The organism is Marivivens aquimaris (assembly GCF_015220045.1).
GTDB lineage: Bacteria > Pseudomonadota > Alphaproteobacteria > Rhodobacterales > Rhodobacteraceae > Marivivens > Marivivens aquimaris.
Window position 1 is genome coordinate 1,851,074 of the sequence record NZ_JADBGB010000001.1, and the last position, 21,688, is coordinate 1,872,761.

The following is a 21,688-nucleotide window of genomic DNA, read 5'->3' on the forward strand; positions in this document are numbered from 1 at the left end:
CCCGCCGGAATTCGACATTCCGGCGGGCCTGTTTTTATGGGATTTCGGTCAGCCTAGAACAGGAAGGTGTCCGCAGTGCCGAAGTCCAGACCGACGATCAGCGGATCGTGGTCCGAGCTGCCGTAGACGCCATCGTTGTAGAAGGCCGAGTCAGTGAAGGTGTCGTCGTAGCCGATGAGACCCGGCTCGTCCGCGTTGATGTGCCACTCTGTGACGCCCGTGACATGCGCCATCAGTTCGTCATCCGCGAGACCCTGATCGAGCGAACCCTGCATTCCGTCAAAGACATAGGAGTACGCCTGATCCTGACCGATGAACTCATCGACAAGGTCATTGAAGTCAGTGCCGAGCGCCTGCACCGGATCTTCCTGCGCGTAGGCGTTCATGTCGCCCATCATGATGACGTTGGTCGCGCCGGTGCCGTTGTAATCGGTGGTGATCCAGTTCCCCAGTTCAATCGCCGCATCGGTCCGCACCGCGTTCCAGTAACCCTGACCGTCGCCCTGATCCACGTTCGGATCAGCGAGCAGCGCGTCGAGTTGCTCCTGAGTGATGTCGGTGCCGCCGCTGGCGATGTGCGCCTTGGCTGCGTCGACCACATTGGCCAGCCCGCTGTCGCCTTTCGATTTGAAGTGCGACGAAACGACGGTGAACTCTTCGCCTGTTGCATTGTCGATGAAGGTCGCAGCGGTGGACGGACGGTTGCGGTCGTAGTCGTCGAACTTGACGCCCAGCGTGTCCGCGATCTCGCCCGCGATGGCGTAGGTCGGATCGGCAGAGCTTTCCTCATAAACGAGGTACTCGGCATGAACGAGCGTGACTTCGTCGGCGTTGTAGATGATGCCGGTCATGATGGCATCAGTACCGACGTGGGTTTCGCCTTCTGCCAGCGGGTTCACGTAGGCAAAGTTGGTGCCGCCTTCAGCATTGATCTGACCGACCAGCGTGTCGATGGCCGAGCCCTCGCCGAAGCCGTTGTTCTCGATTTCTTGCAGTGCCAGAACTTCAGCGCCGGTGCCAAGGATGCCTTGGACGATCTTGCTCGACTGGCGTTCGAATTCCGAAGCGGTGTCCGCACCGCGCGGATCAAGTGTGCCATCAGGACCGGTGCCTGCACCCGTAACGTCGATGGTAGTGAAGTAGTTGAGCACGTTGTACGACGCGACCTGAAGCGTACCGCCAACATCCGACGGCGCATCCTCACGGGCGCCTTCGTTGGTTGCCGGATCGAGCTCCAACGTTTCGGTGACGTTCAGACGGTAATCGCCGTAGGCGTAGTTGATGACGCCCTTCGCGCTATCCATTTCCGCGCCGAGGCGGATGGTCGAGCCGTCGTCGCCAAAGTCGTCGCCGTTATCGAGGTAACCGTTGCCATTGTCCCCTGCTCCGCCAGGCAGATAGGTGAACTGGTCGGGGTTCTGCGAGGTGGTGTTGTCTTCGAGGATCAGACGGTTGTTACCGTTGGCTTCGTTCAGTGCCTCGATCTCGGCCTGCTGGGTCTGTGCATCATAGAGCTGCGTCGGCTGCATCTGGGTGCCTGCCGAAACCACGATCTCGCCATAACGTGCGAGGTTGTAGTTCTCGATGATTGTCAGCGCGTCTTCGGTGCCCGAGTGAACTTCGACCAACATGCCTTCGTACTGTTCAAGCGAAAGCGCCTCAGTCGGGGTCAGATAAAGGTCGACATACTCCGGCGTCATCGCGGCCTGCTCGATCACGACAACATCATTCGCGCGGATCTGGGTGAGGCCGAAGTACTCCTCGACTGCGCCGGTAACTTCGACAAGGTTGCCGATTTCGACAGCTTCGCCGCCGCCAGTATAGACGAAGACACCTTCCGAGGTCAGCGCATTGCCGTCCGCGTCAATGTCCTCTTCCTGCACGAAGAAACCGTTGTTGGTGATCTGGGTCACAACAGCCGACACGGTCACGGTCTGGCCGGTCATGCCAGACGCGTAACCGTCGCCCTGAATGGTCGAAATCAGCACGATCTCGTTGTCGACCGGCGGCTCTTCGGGCTCTGCGCCGGTGGCGTAACCCTTGGTTTCAGGGGCAGCCTCGGCCCAGGTGCCGTCGTCCAGGCGCTGAAGCGAATAGCCGATGGGCGTCGAGCTGTCTTCGGCAACGCCGATATCGGTCGAGGTGACCCCAAAGGCATATCCAAACCCGCCCGTCATGGTGCCTTCGTACGATAGAAATTCAATCAATTCGCCGTTTTGAGCGAGCGCAATGCCATCGGCTGCACCGGAGCCATTGTTAGTACCGTTCTGGATACCGCTTATTTCCATGACATAGTAGTCGTAGGTGCCGTCGCTCGTTTTGGTCGCATTTGACATGACCTTAAGATCGTACGACGATCCGTTACTACCGTTATACAGCTGGACATAAAGGTTCGAGACATCTGCTCCCGCGCCGACGCGAACTTCGTAAAATTCGCCCGTATCGGTTCCGACGTTGTCGTAGTGAATTTCGTTGATACGCGGGGTCGGATCGGCCTCGACAACATCGGTGACGTTGACAGTCAGGTCCTCGCTGGACGTGCCGCCTGCTTCATCGGTCGCGGTTACGGTCAGGTTGTAGCTCGTCGGGTCGGTCTCGTAATCCGGCGCGTCAATGAACGAAATCTCACCGTCCGCGTTGATCGAGAAGTTGGCAGCATCGTCGCCCGAAAGGCTCCAAGTGACAGTGTCGCCGTCCACATCGGTGGCCGCAGCGGTTGCCACTGCAGTCTGGTTCTCGGCGACATCAACCGACGGCGCAACAGTCACAACCGGCGCGTCGTTGGTGCCCGTGACTTCGACAGAAACGGTGGCGGTGACTTCGCTGCCATAGCCGTCAGTGACGGTGTAAACGAAGGTATCGGTGACAACCTCGCCCTCGGCCAGCGCATTCATCGCATCGCCGGTCAGGTAGGTAATCAGGCCGTTTTCAATAGTGACCGACGCGCCAAGTTGGCTGGTCGCGGCAACCGACGAGACGCTCAGCACATCACCGTCGGCGTCGAAGTCATTCACCAGCAGATCGGCAACATCGATCTGGAGCACGACGTCTTCAACGGCGGCTACGCTATCGTCAGCGGCCAGCACTTCGTTGTTCCGACCGTCGAGGTAGAGGGTGTAATCATCGCCCGCGAAGAAAATCTGCTCGACGCCAACGATAGTGATCGTCTCGCTCTGACCCAGCGCATTAGTGCCCGACAGCAGCGCGAGCGGCGAGCCTGCCCACTTGTGCGGACGGAAGGTCGAGAGGAAATCGTAGTCCTCCATCGCCCCATCAATCACCAGCGTGTCGTCACCCCTTTGGCCGATAAAGAACTGTGTTCCGCCATTGCTGTAGAAGGTGTCATCACCGCGCGAGCCAATTTCGAGTGTCGGGAGGAAATTCTTGTAACGATTGAACGATGAAAGAGCACCAAAGGCCGGAAATGCGAACATAGTTGTCTCCAAAATGAGCTTGGTCATCAGCACACGTTAAGGAAGTTTGTAACTTGCGCTTAACACTCTGCTTAAACTGACGAGAATTTTAACAAATGGTTAACTTTTTACGCGAAGGTGACGCAAAGTTAGCTCGTTATTAAGGCTGAAATTGGACAGAGAACGAAAGTTCCGATCCCAAAATCCACACCGCAGAACCTAGATTCTGGTCTGCGATTCAACTTTTGCTTGGTGCGCCGCGCTCGGCAGAAACGCCGGTCAGGCGGAAAATTTAGCCTCGCCCCAATCTCGGGTTAGCCAAACCGTTGTTCCCGTGATTTTCTGCGGATCGTATAGGATGAGTGACCCCCTATGTTGAGGGGACTGGAGCGACAATGAATACGCGCACTATCGATACCGTTGTCATTGGCGCCGGACAGGCGGGCATCGCCGCGTCCGAACACCTGACGGCCCACGACATCCCGCATATCGTGCTGGAAAAGGACCGCATCGCGGAGAAGTGGCGCACTGGCCGCTGGGACTCGCTGGTCGCTAACGGTCCTGCTTGGCATGATCGCTTTCCGAATATGATCTTCCCCGAGACGTCCGCCAACGGCTTCCCCGGCAAGGACGAAGTCGTGCGGTATTTCGAAGAGTATGCCGCGCGTTTCGATGCCCCGATCCGTTCCGGTGTCGAGGTACTGCGCGTTACGAAAGACGGCGAATATTTCATCGTCGAAACCTCCAAGAACACCTACCAAGCGCGCCATGTGATCGCGGCCACCGGACCGTTCCAGAAGCCTGTCTTTCCTGACCTCATTCACTCCGGCGCGGTTCATCAGATTCACTCCGCCGCCTACCGCAATCCCGCCGAGCTAGCGGAAGGTGCGGTCATGGTGATCGGCGCAGGCTCTTCTGGCGTCCAGATTGCCGAAGAACTGGCCCGTGCGGGCCGAAAAGTATTCCTGTCGGTTGGCCCGCATGATCGCCCGCCCCGCAGCTATCGCGGAAAGGATTTCGTCTGGTGGCTGGGCGTGCTTGGCAAATGGGATATGACCACACCAGGTGCGGGCCGCGCGCATGTGACCATCGCTGTCAGCGGTGCGAACGGCGGTCACACGGTCGATTTCCGCAAACTGGCGGAGCTCGATTTCACCCTCGTCGGACGTACCGACGAATGCGAAGGTGACGAGGTGCGGTTTGCCGATGACCTCGCCGAGAATATTCGAAACGGCGATGCAAACTACCTTTCGGTATTGCGTGAAGCCGACGCCTATGTCGCCGATCACAGTCTGAATTTGCCGCCGGAACCCGAAGCGCACGATATCGGCCCGCTGCCTGCTGCGGCGACCAATCCGATCCGTACGCTGTCGCTAAGCGAGGAGGACATCGGCACAGTCATTTGGGCGACCGGCTACACGCAGGATTTCAGCTGGCTCCAAGTCGATGGCGCGCTTGCCGATGGAAAGCCGTTGCACCACCGCGGCATCGGGGCCGTCGATGGCATCTACTACCTCGGCCTACCGTGGCTTTCGCGTCGGGGATCGTCATTCATCTGGGGTGTCTGGCACGACGCGAAATTCGTCGCAGACCACATCGCAACTAGCTGAGCCGCAACGCCTCCAGAACGCGGCCCAACATGTCATCGCAGGCGGCGAGCTGGCTTTCCTCGATGTACTCGTCCGGCTTGTGGCCCTGCGCGCTCATCGATCCCGGACCGCAGACCACGGTCGGAACGCCGAGCTGGGCAAAGAAGCCCGCCTCTGTGCCGAATGCGACTTTGAAAGGTTTGGCATTTTCCGCGAGCGCAAAGGCGCGCTGGACGCCAACGCTTTCGGGGGCCGCGTCAAATCCGGGGTAGCTGTTGAAAACCTCGATCTCGATACCCGCGCCGTTCTTGAAACCGGCGAGCGCCTTTGCCGCGGCGGCGTCTATCGATGACAACAGGTCTTCGGGTTTGTCAGCGGCGAGATGGCGGAATTCAAAAAGAACCTCCGCCCGATCAGGCACGATATTCAACGCAGAGCCGCCGGTAATGCTGCCAACATGGAACGTCGAATAGGGAATGTCGTAGGCTTCGTCGTGAGCGCCCCTGTCGGCCATGCGGGTTTGGACCACATCCAACTCACGCGCAAAGGCAGCCGCGACTTGCACCGCGTTGACGAACTTCGGTGCGAGCGAGCTATGCCCCGCCTGTCCCGTGCACACCGCCCTTAATGCCGATTTACCTTTATGACCTATGGCCACTTTCATCTCGGTCGGCTCGCCAACAATGCAAAGCGCAGCACTTTTGAAATGATCCGGCAGGTAGGCGATCATGTTCTGCATCCCGACGCAGCCGATTTCCTCGTCGTAGGAGATGGAGAACATCAGCGGCGCCTGCAGGTCTTCTGCTTTCAAGCGGCCAGCGAGCGCGAGCATGGCGGCGAGAAAGCCCTTCATATCCGTTGCGCCGCGTCCGTAAATCCGGCCGTCCTGCCTCGTCGCTTGGAACGCCTCTTTGGTCCAGATCTGGCCATCTGTCGGCACGACGTCGGAATGGGCGGACAGGATGATGCCGCCCGATGCGATAGGTCCGAGGGTGCAGAACAGTCCCGCCTTTTCGCCATCTTCGATCCGGTCGACCGTCCATCCACGCGACTTCAGGTATTCATCCACAAAGTCGATCAGAGGCAAGTTGGACTTCGCACTGACCGTCTCGAACGCGATGAGTTTTTCGAGCAGCGCGATGGTGTCCATTACTTCTTCTCCGGCATCACGCGCGGCATACGGCCTTCGGTCGTCCATTCCTTGGCGAAGTTGACGAAGTGCTTGACCACCTGCGTGCTGTCCGCGCCCTTCATCATCGAAAGACCCATCTGCAATGTGGGCAGATCCGTTTCCAGCGGCACGAATGCCAGCGGCTTTCCGTCGGGCGAAAGATCGTTCAGCGGCCGCATATTCACGAGGCCAAAACCGAAGTCATGACCCACGAGGCTACGCAGAACAGCGATATCGCGGGTGCGCTCGACAATGGTCGGACGCTCCGCGAGGTGACCGAAAAACGACAGGAAATATTCGGCGCTATACGGCAGATCGAGCAGCACCATCGGCAGCCACACGAGCTCTTCTGGCGCGACGCTAGTGCGTGACGCAAGCGGACTGTCACCGGCGACCATGACATAAGCGGGCATCCCGATCAGCGGGATGAAATCCATATCGGGTGGAATACCGAGATCATAGCTGACGGCAATGTCGATCTCCGCCCGTCGGAGTGCGGAGAAAATACCGTTCTGGTCCAGTTCGATCTGGGAGAATTTTACCTCTGGCGCGACAGCCTCATAGGCGCGGCGCATCGCGGGCAGCACGACCTGCGCAAAGCTGACCATTCCGCCGACGGTGAGGGGACCGCGCATTTCGCCGCTGATGTCGCCAGCGATGTGCAGCATCTTGTCTGCCTCGCGCAGCACCACCTGTGCTTGCGCGAAAAGCGCCTTCCCAGCGGTGGTCAGTGACAAACCCTGCGCATGCCTGCGCACAAACAGAGGCAGACCCAATTCCGCCTCGAGCTGAGATATCGCTGAACTGACCGAAGGTGCTGATACGTTTACTCTTTCCGCAGCTAGCGTCACGCTTCCGCAGTCGCCAACGGCAACAAAGTACTCAAGCTGCCGGATCGTAAATCTCAGCATTCAAATTTTCCCAATCAAGAGGCCCAACCTTACTAACAGTTGAGCGAAAATCGTAAATAAATCAACTATAACTATTCATCGCCCGGCACGCCATAAGACGGAGCAACGGTCGGATCGAGGGCACGCGTGACGTAATCGTCAGCTTGCGGCTTGTAGACGTCCCACGCCGCTTTCACATTGTCGATCGGACATCCCTCTGTCCAATCACAACGCAGTTCCGCATAGGGCCAACTTTGCTTATCAACCAGCAGAATGCCTGCGGAATGGACGGGGCCGGCCTCGCCTCCGGCATCACGCGCCGCGAGAAGCGCGGTGAGGATGCGGTCGCCCAAGTGGCCCTCGGACTGCTCGAACGCCGAAACCATTGCGGCAGGGATATCCGCGTTTTCCAGCAGATTGCCACCAGCGGCGACGTCCGTCCCAATGGCATGGCCGAAGATACCCAATGCTTCTTCGCCCGAATGCACAAAAGCGCTGCCGTCAGAGCCGATGGCGAGCACCTGTCGGAACTCGATATTACGACCGAATTTGCGGACTTCCTCGATAGCGGCTTCAGCGCCCAATCCGCGCTGCATGTGGCTCAGCGCCAGAGGTCCCAGACGTGGATCGGTGATGTTCTGGGTTGCGACTGCCCCGACCCCCGCCCGTGCAAAAGCACAGCGGGCCGCAACAGCCGGAGAAGAGGACGAGATGCCAACGCCGAACATCCCTGTTTCTGCGCAGCGCGCAACGATCGAGAATGTCATAGCGGATCCGGGATCACTGCGGTCGCATCGATTTCGACCAGCCATTCGGGCCGCGCTAGGGCCGACACAACCAGCCCGGTCGAGACAGGATGCACGCCTTTGATGTACTCGCCCATCGTCCGGTAGACGGCCTCGCGGTGGCGGACGTCAGTAATATAGACAACCACCTTTACGAGATGCTCCATCTCTCCGCCCGCCTCTTCGATCAGCTGACGGATGTTCTGCATGACCTTATGGGTCTGTTCGACCGGATCGTGGCTCTCGATGTTTTTCGCATCGTCGAGGTTCTGCGGACATTGCCCGCGCATCCAGACGGTTTGCCCTCCGCGCGTGACGACAGCCTGCGCAAGGTCGTTATCCAGATTCTGCTCCGGATAGGTGTCCTTCGTGTTGAAAGGACGAATTCGTTTATGTTTCATATCCCACCCTCGAATGACTAATGGCCACTCGCACCAACAGATGCGATGTCATTTCAGCATGTGTGAGGGAATAACGCTTTGCCTCAAATCAAGTTAGCCCACGGCTAACAAATGAGTAATCTGCGTTTCGTGTGAGGCTTTTAGCATGACGGGCGCACATGGAAAGTCGTGAAAACATCACTATGACGCGAGAGATTTTTCCCATCTAGTACACGTGTGAAGTGCAAGGTTCGAAAGCCTTGCTATGTTGGACTTTCGCACACAGGACCAAAGTCCAACCAACAAATGCGCACATGCTGAAGTTTGAATGCGCACCCTGAAAGACGTTGCCAGCGGGTCGATACAACCTAAAGTTAGAGAACCGACATTCTTTACGGTTGATTTTTAAACGCGAATTTCTCGCACGCTTTTTACATCTCGGAGATGATTTTGCTTCCAGCCACCCACGACTATTTTGTCGTCTACTCGGACTTTGCCTCGCAGACAGTCGCAGGCGTTTTTGAAACCTACGACGAAGCGAAGGCCGCCCTCCAGACCGGTTACGCACTCCGCTTTCCGGCAGACTACGAACCTCTTGGCATCGTGGACATCGAATATGACGATTTGATGTTCATCAATAGCCAAGAAGGTGACATTTTCCGCCTTGCCGAAGGCATCACCGATTTCCGCCTCGAAGGCGACGGCAACTCCACCATCATCGGTGGCGACACGAACGGCAAATTCTACGGTAGCAACGGCGACAACACGATGACCGCAGGGGATGGCGGCATCAGTCTCGTCGGTCGTAGCGGTGATGACGTTCTCGTCGGCGGTGACGGTAATGACCGCCTGTTCGGCAATCAGGACAATGACAGCCTCTTTGGCGGCGACGGTTCGGACATTCTGAACGGCGGCGACGGCGACGACCACCTCTTCGCGGGTGACGGCACCGATTTCCTTTATGGCGAAGATGGTGCTGACACGTTCCACTTCGCACTGGATGCCAACGGCAAGTCCTACATCAAAGATTACGACGCAACCGAAGGCGACACCATCGAACTTGAAGGCACCTACACCTCCTTCGACGATCTGATGGCAGCAGGCGCCGTGACGGAGGCCAGCGGCCACGTCACAATCAAGGAGGGCACGGCCCAGATTATCGTGCAGAACACCTCGCTCGCCGATGTCCAAGCGTCGACGACCTTCGTGACCGAAGCAGACACCACCATCAACGGCGGCAGCTTCGACACGTTTGCAGAGTTCCTCGACACCGGCCTTGATACCAGCGCGACCGAGGTCAACATCGCAGGTACGACGTACATTTTGCGCGACGACGAACCGCTCCACGCCGACTACAAATATCAGGACAGCAACGGTCGGTGGTGGTCGCCCGACTACTTCGTCCTCGTGGCTGGCGGCCAGTCGAACATGTTCGGCTCGGGCCAAGGCGGCGACACGACCATCGACCCGAACGTGATGGCCTACGATTACATCAACGGCGAAATCGTTGTGGCCGACTACGATGCGGCCCCTGCTGGCGGCACGGGCATCAAGCCCGAAGGCACGACTTACAACAACCTCTACTTCCCGCTCGCCAATGATCTGGCAGCCGAGCTCGACCGTCCCGTTCTCGTTGTGACCCATGCTGTTCCGGGCACCACGATGTCCATGTGGAACGAAGACGAGGCCGATCCCGAAGCAGGTGCGCTGTGGCGTGACCTGAACACCGACGTCGAGAACGCGCTGACCGCTATCGATCAGGACAAAGCCGACCTCTTCGTCTGGCATCAGGGCGAGTCCGACTTCACCATGGACCCTGCGCAGTACGAACAGGAATTCATGGAGTTCGTTGCACAGGTTCGCGCCACCGAGTGGGGCGGAGATGACCTCGCGTTCCTTGCCGGTGAACTGTCGCGTCAGGGCGACAACTACCATATGAACGAAGCGCTCCAGAACATCGAGACGACCGAGACCGACCCGAACCTCGGCTTCGTGTCCTCGGTCGGTATCACCACCTTCGGCACGAACAACATCCATTTTGACGGCGCAGGTCTGGTCGAATTCGGCCACCGCTATTTCGACGCCTACATGGACATTCTGGCCGAGCGTGAGAACCCCGGCAGCACCGCAACCGGCGACACGGCTCCGGTGTTCGACATCACGCCGGAAGACAACAGCGAAGACACCTACATGTGGGGTGATCCCGATCCGAGCCCGGGTCAGACCATGGCGCTCGACAACCAGTACTGGACCATCGGCGAAGGCTATTCGGACAGCATCTACCTGAGTGATGGCTTCTCGGATGCCGAAGGCGATGCCCTGAGCTATTACGTTCACATCTACGGAGCGAACGGCTCGCGTGGTCACTACTTTGGCGAGATTGACGGCGACAAACTGACCATCGACCCGACCCTCGCGGATGCAGGCGACTACGAAGTGCACCTCTTCGCTTCGGACGGCGAGCTGGACAGCGAAACCGTTGTTTACAACCTCACCGTTGAAGAATCCGCGCCGACCGTCGTGATGTATGACGACAGCACTTACACCAGCCTGCGCGGTGAATACCTCAGCCTGCGTTCCGCACTGGATGACGCATCCTCGCACCGCGGGATGGAGATTCTGAGCTTGAACATGTGGGAGCAGATGGGTGGCGTCTACATCGACACGGACTCGCTGCACATCAAGGGTGACAGCAGCATGGGCCTGACATTCAACATGTCCGACGACATTCTACGCATCTACTTTGATGGCGAGGCGGAATTTGACGCCAACGGCAATGCTCTCAACAATAACATTGAAGGCAACGCAGGCGACAACATCATTCGCGGCTACGAAGGTATCGACTGGCTTTACGGCGAAGGCGGTAACGACATGCTGGACGGCGGCGCTGATATCGACCGTCTGTTCGGCGGTGCGGGTGACGACTACATCATCTTTGGGTCGGGCAACGACCAAGCCTACGGTGATGCGGGCGCGGACATGTTCGTGTTTGCCGATGGTGACGAAACCAACCAGATCCGCGATTTCGCGGCGGCCGAGGGCGACAGCGTCGTCGTTCTGTTCGACGGTATCGACGACTACGACACCCTGATGGCCACCGCGACGCTACAGGACGACACGACGAACAACCGTGTCATCGTCAATGTCGGCGACGACCGCGTGATCATCTGGGGCATCCAGAGCAATGAACTCACTTCGGATATGTTCCAGTTCACCGATCAGGCAGCAGCCTACGACTCGACGATCGCGTAACCAGTTTTGTGTCGAGCAGTATGACCTCGCCGTCTTTGGCTGGGTCCACGGCGCGGCGGTGCAGAAGTTCTGTAATCGCCGCGACCATGTCGTCGATCGGGTTCCGGATTGTTGTCAGGTCGAATGCAGGCCAGCCTGACATTTCGATATCATCAAAGCCGATAAGAGCGATGTCATCGGGGATACGCACACCCGAATCACGCAAGTAAGTCATTGCGCCCAGCGCCATGGCATCATTCGCACAAACGAGTGCGTCCGGACTGTGCTCTTTCAACAAAGCGCGGGCCGCGTCGTATCCGCTTTCCATCGTGTAACGCCCCTCGCATTCCGCAATCAGTTCCAGACCGCCCAGCGCATCGAGGCACCCTGCCCTGCGTTCAGGCGCAGACGAGAACGACGTTGGCCCGCCGATGTACGCGACCCGGTGACAGCCGCCTTTGATGAGGTGAGCCACGCCCTCCCGCATTCCTTCACGGTTGCGGACACAGATGTTGTCGACACCGTCCTGCTCGATGATCCGTCCGGACGAAATCACTGGCACGCCCATTTTGATGCAGGTCGCGGCCACATCCGCGCCGAGGCTGCCTGACCGTAAGATCATGGCCTCCAACGGAAAACTGAGCACACGCGAAGCGGCCTCGTGAGCAACCGCGTCGCTGCCGCCAATCATGATCGGCCACTTTCCTGCAGCGTTCAGACCGGTCGCCAAGCGTGCGGCGGCTTCCTTGTCATACTGGTTCGGCATATCGCCCACGAAGATCGCAACGAGGTTGGATTGCCGCCCTTGCAACCCCGCGGCGAGAGCGTTGGGGCGATACCCGATATCCTCGGCCGCACGCAGAATGCGCTCCCGCTTTTCCGCATCGAGGTAAGCGCCTTCAGTAAAGGCCCGCGAGACCGCAGAACGGGACACACCCGCCAGTCTGGCGACATCGGCCGCCGTGGCACGGCGGGTTCTCTGTCGAGGGCTATTCATTGCTGTTTCCCGCTATAGGTGAAATTTTATTGCTTAGTCAAAATTACCGACACATACTCGTTACGTGCATCATCTATATGAACACGTGTGCACATTCTGGCAAGATTCGCGAAGAGGCGATGCCCGAAGTGCAAAGCGTCGGCCCCATCCGCCGACATACGAGTTTCGCGCCCTGCCGACGATCGGGAGGGCAAACCAACCCAAACGCCTATTCAGGCGCTCATGATTGGAACAGGACTATGAAGCGCATTTCTTTCGTTTCGGCCCTCGCACTGTCGCTCGCGGCCAATGCTTCTTTCGCTCAAACCGAAATCACTTTCTGGCACGCCATGGGCGGCGCGCTGGGTGACACGGTCAACCAGATTGCGACCGACTTCAACGCAAGCCAGGACGACTACCAGATCACTCCGGTCTTCAAAGGCACCTACGAGGAAGCCCTGACCGCTGGCATCGCGGCATTCCGTGCTGGCGAACAGCCGAACATCCTTCAGGTCTTCGACGCTGGCGCCGCTACCGTCATCGGCGCCAAGGGCGCAACCGTTCCGGTTCAGGATCTGATGATCGACAATGGCGTCGACTTCGACATCGAAGACTACATCTCGGGCGTTCGCTACTTCTATGCTGACAGCGAAGGCAAGATGATCGGTATGCCGTTCAACTCGTCCTCGCCGATCATGTACTTCAACGAGACCGCTCTCGAAGAAGCTGGCGTCGAAGCGCCGAAGACCTGGGAAGAGTTCGAGAACACCACCGCTCCGGCACTCGTCGAAGCAGGCTACATCCCGCTCTCGCAGTCGCACTCCCCGTGGATCTGGGTCGAGAACTTCTTCTCGCGTCATAACCTGCCGTTTGCGACCAACAACAACGGTTATGACGGTGCTGACACCGAGATCCTCGTGAACTCGGACGAGATCAAGATGCACTGGACCAACGTCAAAGAGTGGCTCGATGAGGGTTACTACAACTGGTACGGCGCAAGCTGGGACGACAACCAGACCCCGTTCGAAGAAGGCAAAGTCGCTATCTGGCTCGGCTCGTCGGGTTCGTTCGGCGGCCTGATGGCCAAAGACCTGCCGTTCGAATTCTCGGCAACCTACCTGCCCTACTGGGAGTCCATCACCACCGAGCCGACCCAGACCTTTATCGGCGGCGCATCTCTGTTCGCTATGTCGGGCAAGTCGGACGAAGAAGACGCTGCTACCGCGGCCTTCTTCGAGTACCTCACCTCGCCGGAAGTCCAGTACATGTGGCACCGTGAAACCGGCTACGTGCCGATCACCGAAGCTGCCTACGAGATGGCAAAAGAAGACGGCCACTATGACCGCTTCCCCGCTGCCGAAGTTGGCATCCAGCAGCTTTCGCTGCCCGCTGGTGAGAACACTGCCGGTTACCGCATGGGCTTCTACGTCCAGATCCGTGACGTGATGAACCGTGAATTCGGCCGCATCCTCACCGACGAGACCTCGGTTGATGACGCATTCGCGACCATCGAAACCGAAGCCAACGATCTGCTGTCGCGCTTCGCGATGACCCAGCAGTAACTCTCTCCATCTCCGAGAGTGTCCAGCGGTCGCCATCAGGCGGCCGCTATCCATTACGACCAAGGGGGCCTTATGAAGCGCGCCGGTTTCTCCACACGGTGGTTGCCGATCATGCTGCTTTTGCCGCAGCTGCTCATCATCGTTATCTTTTTCTACTGGCCTGCGTGGCACGCGGTTCGGTCGTCGTTTTTCCTCCAAGACCCCTTCGGGTTCGGAGAGACCTTCGTCGGCCTCAAGAACTACGCCTCGCTGTTCAAGTCCTCCGCCTACATGCGCTCCGCGTGGTTTACGTTGTTCTTCGTTGTGCTCGTGACGTTCTTCTCGCTCGGCATATCGCTTCTCTTGGCCGTGAAGGCAGACAAGGTGCTGCGCGGCGCGAAAACCTACCGCACGCTGCTGATGTGGGTCTACGCCGTCGCTCCGCCGGTCGCAGGTGTGCTCGGCGTCATCATGTTCGACCAAAGCTGGGGCCCGGCGACCGAGTTTTTTGCCCTCCTCGGCTACGACTTTCGCCTTGGCGTGAACTACTACGACACCGCTTTCGCGATGGTCGTCGTGTCGGTCTGGAAGCAGCTTCCGGTCAACTTTATCTTCTTTCTCTCCGGCCTCCAGTCGATCCCCCGTTCGGTTCGCGAAGCCGCCCTGATCGACAACCGCTCGGCATCGAGCCGCTTCTGGGATATCACCTTCCCGCTGTTGGCCCCGACCGGTTTCTTCCTTCTGATCACCAACATCACCTACGCGATGTTCGACACATTCGGCGTGATCGACGTGCTTGTCCGCGGCGAGCCCGGAAACAACCCGCTCACACTGGTCTACAAGGTCTACGTCGACGGCTTCCGCGGCAATGACCTTGGCGGGTCGTCGGCGCAGTCGGTGGTGCTGATGGTCCTCGTTCTCGCCATGACCGTGTTCCAGTTCCGCATGGTCGAACGCCGCATCCACTACACCTGAGGACAGTCATGAAACGTATCAAATTAGAGACGATCCTCGACCATACGGTGCTCATCATCGGGTCGCTGATCATGATCCTGCCGATCGTCATGCTGGTTCAGATGGCATCGACGCCAGACATCGAGACGATCAAGAACGGCCCCGGCCTTGTCTTCGGGGACCAGCTTCCGGTGAACTTCGAAAAGGCGATGTTCCAAGCGGACGGCTTCAGCGGTGCCAATACCGGCGTGCGGATGCTCTATAACTCAATGATCCTCGGCTTCGGCTTTGCCTTCGGCAAGATCATCGTCGGCATGATGGCCGCTTACGCCATCGTTTATTTCCGCCTGCCCTTCGCCACGATGGCGTTCTGGATCATCTTCACTACGCTTCTGCTGCCGCTCGAAGTGCGCATTCTGCCGTCCTACGAGATCGTGCAGAAGCTGGGGATGCTGAACACCTATCAGGGCCTCATCATTCCGCTGATTGCATCCGCCACCGCGACGTTCTTCTTCCGCCAGTTCTTCCGTTCTGTGCCCGAGGAACTGGTCGAGGCCGCACGCATCGACGGTGCCGGTCCGATCAAGTTCTTCATCGACATCCTCGTGCCGCTGTCGCGCACGATGATCGCGGCGATGTTCATCATCATGTTCGTCTACGGCTGGAACCAGTACCTCTGGCCCACCATGATAACGACCGAGGAAGACATGTTCACCCTCGTGCGCGGCATCAAGCAGATCACCCAGTCGATCGACAACACCAACGTCCCCGAGTACGGCCGCGCGAACCTGCTCGCGATCATCGCGATCCTTCCGCCCGTCCTCATCGTCATTTTCTTCCAGTCCTGGTTCGTGAAGGGCCTGACGGAATCCGATAAATAAGGAGCTGACAGAATGGCTCAGGTTACTCTCGACAACGTCCGCAAGGTCTATCCCAACGGTTTCGAAGCCGTGAAACCCGCCTCCTACGACATCGCCGACGGCGAGTTCGTCGTGCTGGTCGGCCCTTCAGGCTGCGGCAAATCCACCATGCTGCGCATGATCGCAGGTCTTGAGGATATCAGCGAAGGCGCGCTGAAAATCGGCGACCGTCAGGTCAACAAAGTCGATCCCGCCGACCGCGACATCGCGATGGTGTTCCAGAACTACGCGCTCTACCCGCACATGACGGTGCGCAAGAACATCGGCTACGGCCTCAAGAACCGCAAGATCGACAAATCCACCATTGAGGCAAAGGTGCAGGAGGCGGCGACCATGCTGAACCTGACCGAATACCTCGACCGTAAGCCGTCGCAACTCTCGGGTGGTCAGCGTCAGCGTGTTGCCATGGGCCGCGCGATCGTGCGTGACCCTTCGCTGTTCCTGTTCGACGAACCGCTGTCCAACCTCGACGCCAAGCTGCGCAACCAGATGCGGATCGAGATCAAAGCCCTCCAGCGCCGTCTCGGCGTGACCTCGATCTACGTGACCCACGACCAGATCGAAGCGATGACAATGGCCGACCGCATTATCGTCATGAACGGCGGCATCATCGAACAGATCGGCACTCCGGCAGAGGTCTACCACTCCCCCGCCTCGACCTTTGTGGCGTCGTTCATGGGGGCGCCTCCGATGAACCTGCTGGAAGGTCGCGTCGATGGCGGCGTGGTGCGCGTCGGCGAAACGGTTGTCACGAACACCGCCCTCGCCGTTTCCGGTCCCGTCACCGTGGGCATCCGCCCCGAGGATCTGGAGCCGAGCGTCGGCGGCCAGCTTCGCATCGACGTGTCGATCATCGAAGAACTAGGCGCGCATCGCCTCGTGCACGGCCACATTGCGGGTCAGGCCCTGACCATGCAGATTGGCAAGGACACCGCTATCGGCGACGGCCCGATCCCCGTCGCGATCAAGAATAACGCCGTGTCGCTGTTCGACCATCAGACCGGAAACCGCCTGTGACACGCTGCGTAGAGAACCTGACACCCATTACCGAGGCAGAGAAATCGGCCATCCTCGCGAGCCCGCGCACGGCTGATGCTCATCGCGGATTCATGTCCTCTCTGGACGCAATGCAGGATGTTCAGAAAGGCGGCACAGCATCAGCGCAAACGCTGCCGGCACAGGTGAATGTCGTCGCGTGGAACGTTGAACGCTGCCTCTTTCCCGAGGCGACGGCGGCAACCCTCGCTTCGCTGGGTGCCAATATCGTCCTGCTCTCCGAGGTCGACAACGGCATGTCTCGCACGGCGCAGCGCAACACGACTAAGGACATGGCAGATGCGCTCGGGATGGAGTGGATTTACGGCGTCGAGTTCTTTGAGATGAGCCTCGGTAGCGATGCGGAGAAGGAGTTCTTTACCGACGACTTCAACACGCTCGGCTTCCACGGCAACGGCATCATGAGCAAGGCGCCCATGACCCGCGTAAAACTTTTGCGCCTCGACGACCACGGGCAATGGTTTGACCCTGCTTGCGGAGCCGACCCCGACCAGCCGCGCATCGGTGGGCGAATGGCACTCTTAGCCGAAGTTCCGACTGATAACGGTCCGGTTTGCGTGATTTCGACCCACTTGGAAAGCAACGCCCAAGCGCCGCATCGTCATGCGCAAATGCAGAAGATCATTGACGCGGTCGATGCATTCGCGCCCGACATGCCGGTTATTATCGGCGGGGATCTGAACACCGGCAACCATATGCCGCCGGACTTCGACTGGCAGAAAGAAACCCTGTTCGGACTGGCCGAGGAGCACGGCTACACGTGGACCGCGACGGCGGACGGCCCAACAACGCGCCCGAGTCTCATCACGCGGCACCCAGACCGTCAGATGAAGCTGGACTGGTTCGCTACACGCGGCTTTGATTGTCTAGAAAAACGGGTGGTGTCATCGCTGGACGAAACAGGGCGCCCGCTGTCCGACCACGATGCGGTCTATTGCAAAGTGCAGCGCGCCTGAGGCGCTGCACTTTCACGCAATCCAGAGCCGGATGACAAAGGCAATGACGCCGAGCGCAGAAACGCTCGCGAGCCACAGTCCGATGAACCAAGCGACCTTGCCGAACATCAGTGATATCCTTTTTCCGGATCGACTTTGCCGCGGAAAACCCAATAGGCAAGGCCCGTATAGATCAAGATGATCGGGATCAGAACGCTTGCTCCGACGATCATGAAGAGCTGGCTCGCGCGCGGCGCAGCAGCCTCGTAGATCGTAATTTCGGTGGGTACGATGTAGGGGAACATCGACACGCCCATACCCACAAAGCACAGCGCGAACAGCGCGAGCGAGATGATGAACGGCCAGACTTCCTCGCCGCCACTGCGGAGCGTGAGTTGCAGGAGCGCCAGCATTAGTAGGGTCACAAGCGCGACCAGCACCGCGAGGCCGATGCCAAATCCGCTGAACCAGCGGCTGAAATAGCCGTCTTGGAGGAACGGGGTCCAAATGCTGACGAGCCCGATGAAGATGACCGTGATGATCGAAAGCAACCGCGCACGCTTGCGCATCCGTTCTTGCAGTGGACCTTCGGTCTTCATCACGAGCCACGTTGCACCAAGCAGCGCGTAGCCGAAAACAACCGCGAGGCCGACGAACAAGCTGAACGGCGTCAGCCACCCCCAACCGCCGCCGACGTAGGAACGGGTCGCCTTGTCGATATCCAGCCCCTGAAGGAGCGCGCCGAGGATCATGCCCTGCGCGAATGCCGCGAGGGTCGAGCCGCCGATGAAAGCCGCGTCCCAGACAGGCTTCCACCGTTCGGTCCGCCACCGGAACTCGAAGGCAACGCCCCTGAAAATCAATGCGAGTAGCATGATAATCACTGGGATATACGTCGCAGGTAGGATCGTCGCGTAGGCCAAGGGGAAGGCCGCAAAGAGCCCCCCGCCGCCAAGGATCAGCCACGTCTCGTTCCCGTCCCACACAGGCGCGACGGAGTTCATCATCACATCGCGGTTCTTGCGGTCCTTTTCAACTGCGAACAGCATGCCGAGGCCGAGGTCGAAGCCGTCGAGGATGACGTAGATCAGAACCGCCAGCGCGATCAGCATCGCCCACGCGAGGGTCAGGTCGAAAGAGACACCTTCTGCAATCGGCATGGCTTACTCCTCCTCTTTCGTGTGGCGGCGCATGAGCTCTTCGGTCACGGGCGTGATGCCCGCCGTCCGTGTCGGGCCGTCAACCACGTCTTTGTAACGTGCTTCGGAAGTATGCGGCGGATGGCCCATGAGGCGCAGGATGTAATAGGTGCCTGCCCCGAAGACCGCCGTATAAATGACGATGAATGCAACCAGCGTCGCGCCCACAGCAGCTGCCTCTAGAGGGGCCGCAGAGTCCGACGTGCGCAGCAGTCCGTAGACCGTATAGGGCTGGCGGCCGACCTCTGTCGTGACCCAGCCTGCCAGCACCGCGACAAGGCCGGACGGCGTCATCAGCACTGCCGCGCGGTGGAGCCATGGCGCTTCGTACAGCCTCTTGCGGTAACGCGCCAACAGCGACCACATGCCCACGCCCAGCATTGCAAAGCCCAGCGCGACCATGATGCGGAAGGACCAGAAGACGATAGCCACGGGCGGCTGTTCATCGTCCGGAATACTATCGAGGCCCATAATCGGCGCGTCAAAGCTATGGCCGAGGATCAGCGACGACACACCCGGAATGCCGACAGCATAGTCGAGCGTCTGCGTTTCCTCGTTCGGAATGCCAAAGAGGTAGAGCGGCGCCCAGCCTTCGGGATGGCTTTCGAAGTGTCCCTCCATCGCCATGACCTTCTGCGGCTGGTGCTCCATCGTATTAAGGCCATGCGCATCGCCAAGAAAAATCTGGACCGGCGCCACGATCGTCGCCATCCACATCGCCATGGAAAACATGGTTTTCGTCGCTTGGCTCGGCTGATCACCGCGCCGCTTGTAACGCAGCAGGTGCCATGCACCGACGCCGCCCACGATGAACGCAGTGGTCAGGTAGGCCGCAGTGACAGTATGGGCCAGACGGTACGGGAAGGACGGGTTGAATACGATCTGCCAGAAGTCCTCGGGCAGGAACTGGTTGGTATCGGGGTCGATGCTGAAACCTGCAGGCGTTTGCATCCACGAATTGACCGAAAGAATCCAGAAGGCCGAGAAGAAGGTGCCGAACGCCACAGCCAGACAGGCCACCATATGCAGCGTCGGCCCAACACGGTCGCGGCCAAAGAGCATGATGCCGAGGAAGCCCGCTTCGAGGAAGAACGCGGAAAGCACCTCGTAGGCCATCGGCGCGCCGATGACCGGCCCTGCCCTGTCCGCAAACACCGACCAGTTGGTGCCGAACTGGTAGGACATCACGATGCCCGACACGACGCCCATCGCAAAGGCGAGCGCGAAGATTTTGATCCAGTAGCGGAAGAGGTCGAGGTAGTGCTGCTTTTTCGTGTAAAGCCACAGCCCGTTCAACACCGCCAGATAGCTCGCCAGACCGATGGTGAAGGCGGGAAACAGGAAGTGGAATGAAACCGTAAAGGCGAATTGCAGGCGTGCCAGCAGCACCGCGTCGAAGGAACCGAGCATTCGTCTCTGCCCTCTAGCTGATTTTCTGAATGAAACGCCAAGTAGCGGCGTTGTTCGTCAAACTATGCCTAAGGGCCCCCGATGCAACGCAATCCGGCATCTAAAATGCGGATTTAGCTGTGTCCCAGCGTCGCACCTTTTCTGAAGTCGGCGGGCGTTTTGCCCGTCCAGCGCTTGAATGCCCTCACAAAAGACGACGCTTCGGAGAAGCCGACGAGATAAGCCGTCTCGTTGATCGAGACCTTGCGCGCCGTCAGATAATCCGATGCCATCCGGCAACGCAGCCCGTCGAGCAGTTCGGCGAATGTCACGCCTTCGTCGCGCAGACGACGATAGAGCGTCTGGCGGCTCATACCCATGTCGCTCGCAACCGCCTCGACCGAGATGTCGCCTTTGTGGAGGACGGGCATCAGGGCCGCTTCGATCTTAGCGCGCAGCGAGGTGCGGCTTTCCAGTTCGGCCATCAGCGCGTCGGCGCGTTCGGTAAATAGCCCGAAGACATAGCCGATGTGTTCGTCAAATTCCTGCCCCAGCCACGCGGCGTCGATCAGCATCGCGTTGCGCGCCGCATTAAACGTCACTAGGCAGCGCATCAGCGCGTATTCCTCGGCGTAGCTCGGCGGCGCGTAGGTGAACTCCATCGCTTTGGCAAAGGGCTTGTCCGGAAACTCGCGGGTGAATTCGCTGACGAAGCGAGCAAAGCTGCCTTCGGTCAGTTCGATAAAGCTGTTCGGATCGGGCCGGTTATCGATGATCCAGACGCCTTCGGGCGAAAATTCGGTCGAAAAACGCTCGGCCCCGTCCATCACGTCCACTTCGACCATCAGCTTGCCGTAGCGGTTCAGTTGCATGAGCGACTCGCCCATCGTGCGGCAGGAATGGACGATGAGCCCGACGACCGAAATCTCCTCGATCTCGGTGTCCATCGCATGATGAAGGACGAACGCGGGATCGCCCGTCATCTGCTGCGCTGTGCGGATCAGGTTTTTGTAGGTCTCCAACGGGATACGCCCGTCCTGATCGCCAAGGTCAACGCCGGTCAGGCCCGCCTCGGCCAGCAGCGCCTCGCGGTTCGCGCCATGTTTATGCGCATAATCCACATAAGTTCGCGCCAAACCTGTGGCGACAGTCAGTTCTTTCATGCTCTGGGTGTAACGGGAAGTGTCACGAGCAAGCAATAGCTTGGTACGTCCGGTCATACGGTGAGGTGCAGAAAACCGATAGAACACAGGCAAACG

The 21,688-nt window shown here is 59.0% G+C and carries 17 protein-coding genes; 7 read left to right on the forward strand and 10 right to left on the reverse strand.

The genetic code is table 11. The features are described from left to right. Nucleotides 1-53 precede the first annotated feature (53 nt). A complete protein-coding gene (locus IF204_RS09160; protein ID WP_194096388.1) occupies nt 54-3,434 on the reverse strand; it encodes an ExeM/NucH family extracellular endonuclease in 3,381 nt (1,126 codons plus the stop codon). A gap of 374 nt (nt 3,435-3,808) precedes the next feature. On the opposite strand from IF204_RS09160, the gene IF204_RS09165 reads away from it, so the two are divergent. Further along, nucleotides 3,809-5,023 carry a flavin-containing monooxygenase gene (locus IF204_RS09165; RefSeq protein ID WP_194096390.1) on the forward strand — a complete coding sequence of 405 codons (1,215 nt, stop codon included), beginning with the start codon at nt 3,809-3,811 and terminating at the stop codon, nt 5,021-5,023. Here IF204_RS09165 and argE read toward each other — a convergent pair. From argE to IF204_RS09185, 4 genes are all read right to left on the reverse strand, one after another. After that, nucleotides 5,016-6,152, reverse strand: a complete 1,137-nt coding sequence (gene argE, locus IF204_RS09170; protein WP_228069136.1) for an acetylornithine deacetylase — start codon at nt 6,150-6,152, stop codon at nt 5,016-5,018. The two genes, IF204_RS09165 and argE, sit on opposite strands and share 8 nt — an antisense overlap. Next, the gene (locus tag IF204_RS09175) at nt 6,152-7,084 is read right to left on the reverse strand and encodes a LysR family transcriptional regulator (RefSeq protein WP_194096394.1); all 933 of its coding nucleotides are present in this window, start codon (nt 7,082-7,084) and stop codon (nt 6,152-6,154) included. The genes argE and IF204_RS09175 overlap by 1 nt, the downstream gene beginning before the upstream one ends. A 71-nt stretch (nt 7,085-7,155) precedes the next feature. Beyond that, nucleotides 7,156-7,830, reverse strand: coding sequence for a DUF1028 domain-containing protein (locus IF204_RS09180; protein ID WP_194096396.1), 675 nt, complete (start codon nt 7,828-7,830; stop codon nt 7,156-7,158). Continuing rightward, nucleotides 7,827-8,249 carry a RidA family protein gene (locus tag IF204_RS09185; protein ID WP_194096397.1) on the reverse strand — a complete coding sequence of 141 codons (423 nt, stop codon included), beginning with the start codon at nt 8,247-8,249 and terminating at the stop codon, nt 7,827-7,829. Before IF204_RS09185 ends, IF204_RS09180 begins: the two co-directional genes overlap by 4 nt. Before the next feature lie 429 nt (nt 8,250-8,678). Between IF204_RS09185 and IF204_RS09190 the strand changes: the two genes are divergently transcribed. Beyond that, nucleotides 8,679-11,480 (forward strand): sialate O-acetylesterase, encoded by a 2,802-nt coding sequence (locus tag IF204_RS09190; protein ID WP_194096399.1) that lies wholly within the window; start codon nt 8,679-8,681, stop codon nt 11,478-11,480. On the opposite strand, the gene IF204_RS09195 is transcribed toward IF204_RS09190, so the two are convergent. Then, nucleotides 11,440-12,456 carry a LacI family DNA-binding transcriptional regulator gene (locus IF204_RS09195; protein ID WP_194096401.1) on the reverse strand — a complete coding sequence of 339 codons (1,017 nt, stop codon included), beginning with the start codon at nt 12,454-12,456 and terminating at the stop codon, nt 11,440-11,442. The two genes, IF204_RS09190 and IF204_RS09195, sit on opposite strands and share 41 nt — an antisense overlap. Nucleotides 12,457-12,695: 239 nt before the next feature. On the opposite strand from IF204_RS09195, the gene IF204_RS09200 reads away from it, so the two are divergent. The 5 genes from IF204_RS09200 to IF204_RS09220 all read left to right on the forward strand — a co-directional run bounded on the left by IF204_RS09200 (nt 12,696) and on the right by IF204_RS09220 (nt 17,862). After that, nucleotides 12,696-13,997 carry an extracellular solute-binding protein gene (locus tag IF204_RS09200; RefSeq protein ID WP_194096403.1) on the forward strand — a complete coding sequence of 434 codons (1,302 nt, stop codon included), beginning with the start codon at nt 12,696-12,698 and terminating at the stop codon, nt 13,995-13,997. A gap of 72 nt (nt 13,998-14,069) precedes the next feature. Next, nucleotides 14,070-14,951 carry an ABC transporter permease subunit gene (locus tag IF204_RS09205; RefSeq protein WP_194096405.1) on the forward strand — a complete coding sequence of 294 codons (882 nt, stop codon included), beginning with the start codon at nt 14,070-14,072 and terminating at the stop codon, nt 14,949-14,951. An 8-nt stretch (nt 14,952-14,959) separates the two neighbouring features. Further along, the gene (locus tag IF204_RS09210) at nt 14,960-15,811 is read left to right on the forward strand and encodes an ABC transporter permease subunit (protein ID WP_194096407.1); all 852 of its coding nucleotides are present in this window, start codon (nt 14,960-14,962) and stop codon (nt 15,809-15,811) included. A gap of 12 nt (nt 15,812-15,823) precedes the next feature. Next, nucleotides 15,824-16,867, forward strand: a complete 1,044-nt coding sequence (locus tag IF204_RS09215; protein ID WP_194096409.1) for an ABC transporter ATP-binding protein — start codon at nt 15,824-15,826, stop codon at nt 16,865-16,867. Further along, nucleotides 16,864-17,862 (forward strand): endonuclease/exonuclease/phosphatase family protein, encoded by a 999-nt coding sequence (locus tag IF204_RS09220; protein ID WP_194096410.1) that lies wholly within the window; start codon nt 16,864-16,866, stop codon nt 17,860-17,862. The genes IF204_RS09215 and IF204_RS09220 overlap by 4 nt, the downstream gene beginning before the upstream one ends. A gap of 12 nt (nt 17,863-17,874) precedes the next feature. Here IF204_RS09220 and IF204_RS09225 read toward each other — a convergent pair whose 3' ends face one another. The 4 genes from IF204_RS09225 to IF204_RS09240 all read right to left on the reverse strand — a co-directional run bounded on the left by IF204_RS09225 (nt 17,875) and on the right by IF204_RS09240 (nt 21,649). Continuing rightward, nucleotides 17,875-17,970, reverse strand: a complete 96-nt coding sequence (locus IF204_RS09225; RefSeq protein WP_194096412.1) for a DUF2474 family protein — start codon at nt 17,968-17,970, stop codon at nt 17,875-17,877. Further along, complete coding sequence (cydB, locus tag IF204_RS09230) at nt 17,970-19,001, reverse strand: cytochrome d ubiquinol oxidase subunit II (protein ID WP_194096414.1); 1,032 nt, start codon at nt 18,999-19,001, stop codon at nt 17,970-17,972. Before cydB ends, IF204_RS09225 begins: the two co-directional genes overlap by 1 nt. 3 nt (nt 19,002-19,004) lie before the next feature. Beyond that, nucleotides 19,005-20,450: a cytochrome ubiquinol oxidase subunit I gene (locus IF204_RS09235; RefSeq protein WP_194096416.1), complete on the reverse strand. Its 1,446-nt coding sequence runs from the start codon at nt 20,448-20,450 to the stop codon at nt 19,005-19,007. Nucleotides 20,451-20,563: 113 nt separating this feature from the next. Then, a complete protein-coding gene (locus IF204_RS09240; RefSeq protein WP_228069137.1) occupies nt 20,564-21,649 on the reverse strand; it encodes an AraC family transcriptional regulator in 1,086 nt (361 codons plus the stop codon). Nucleotides 21,650-21,688: the final 39 nt, after the last annotated feature.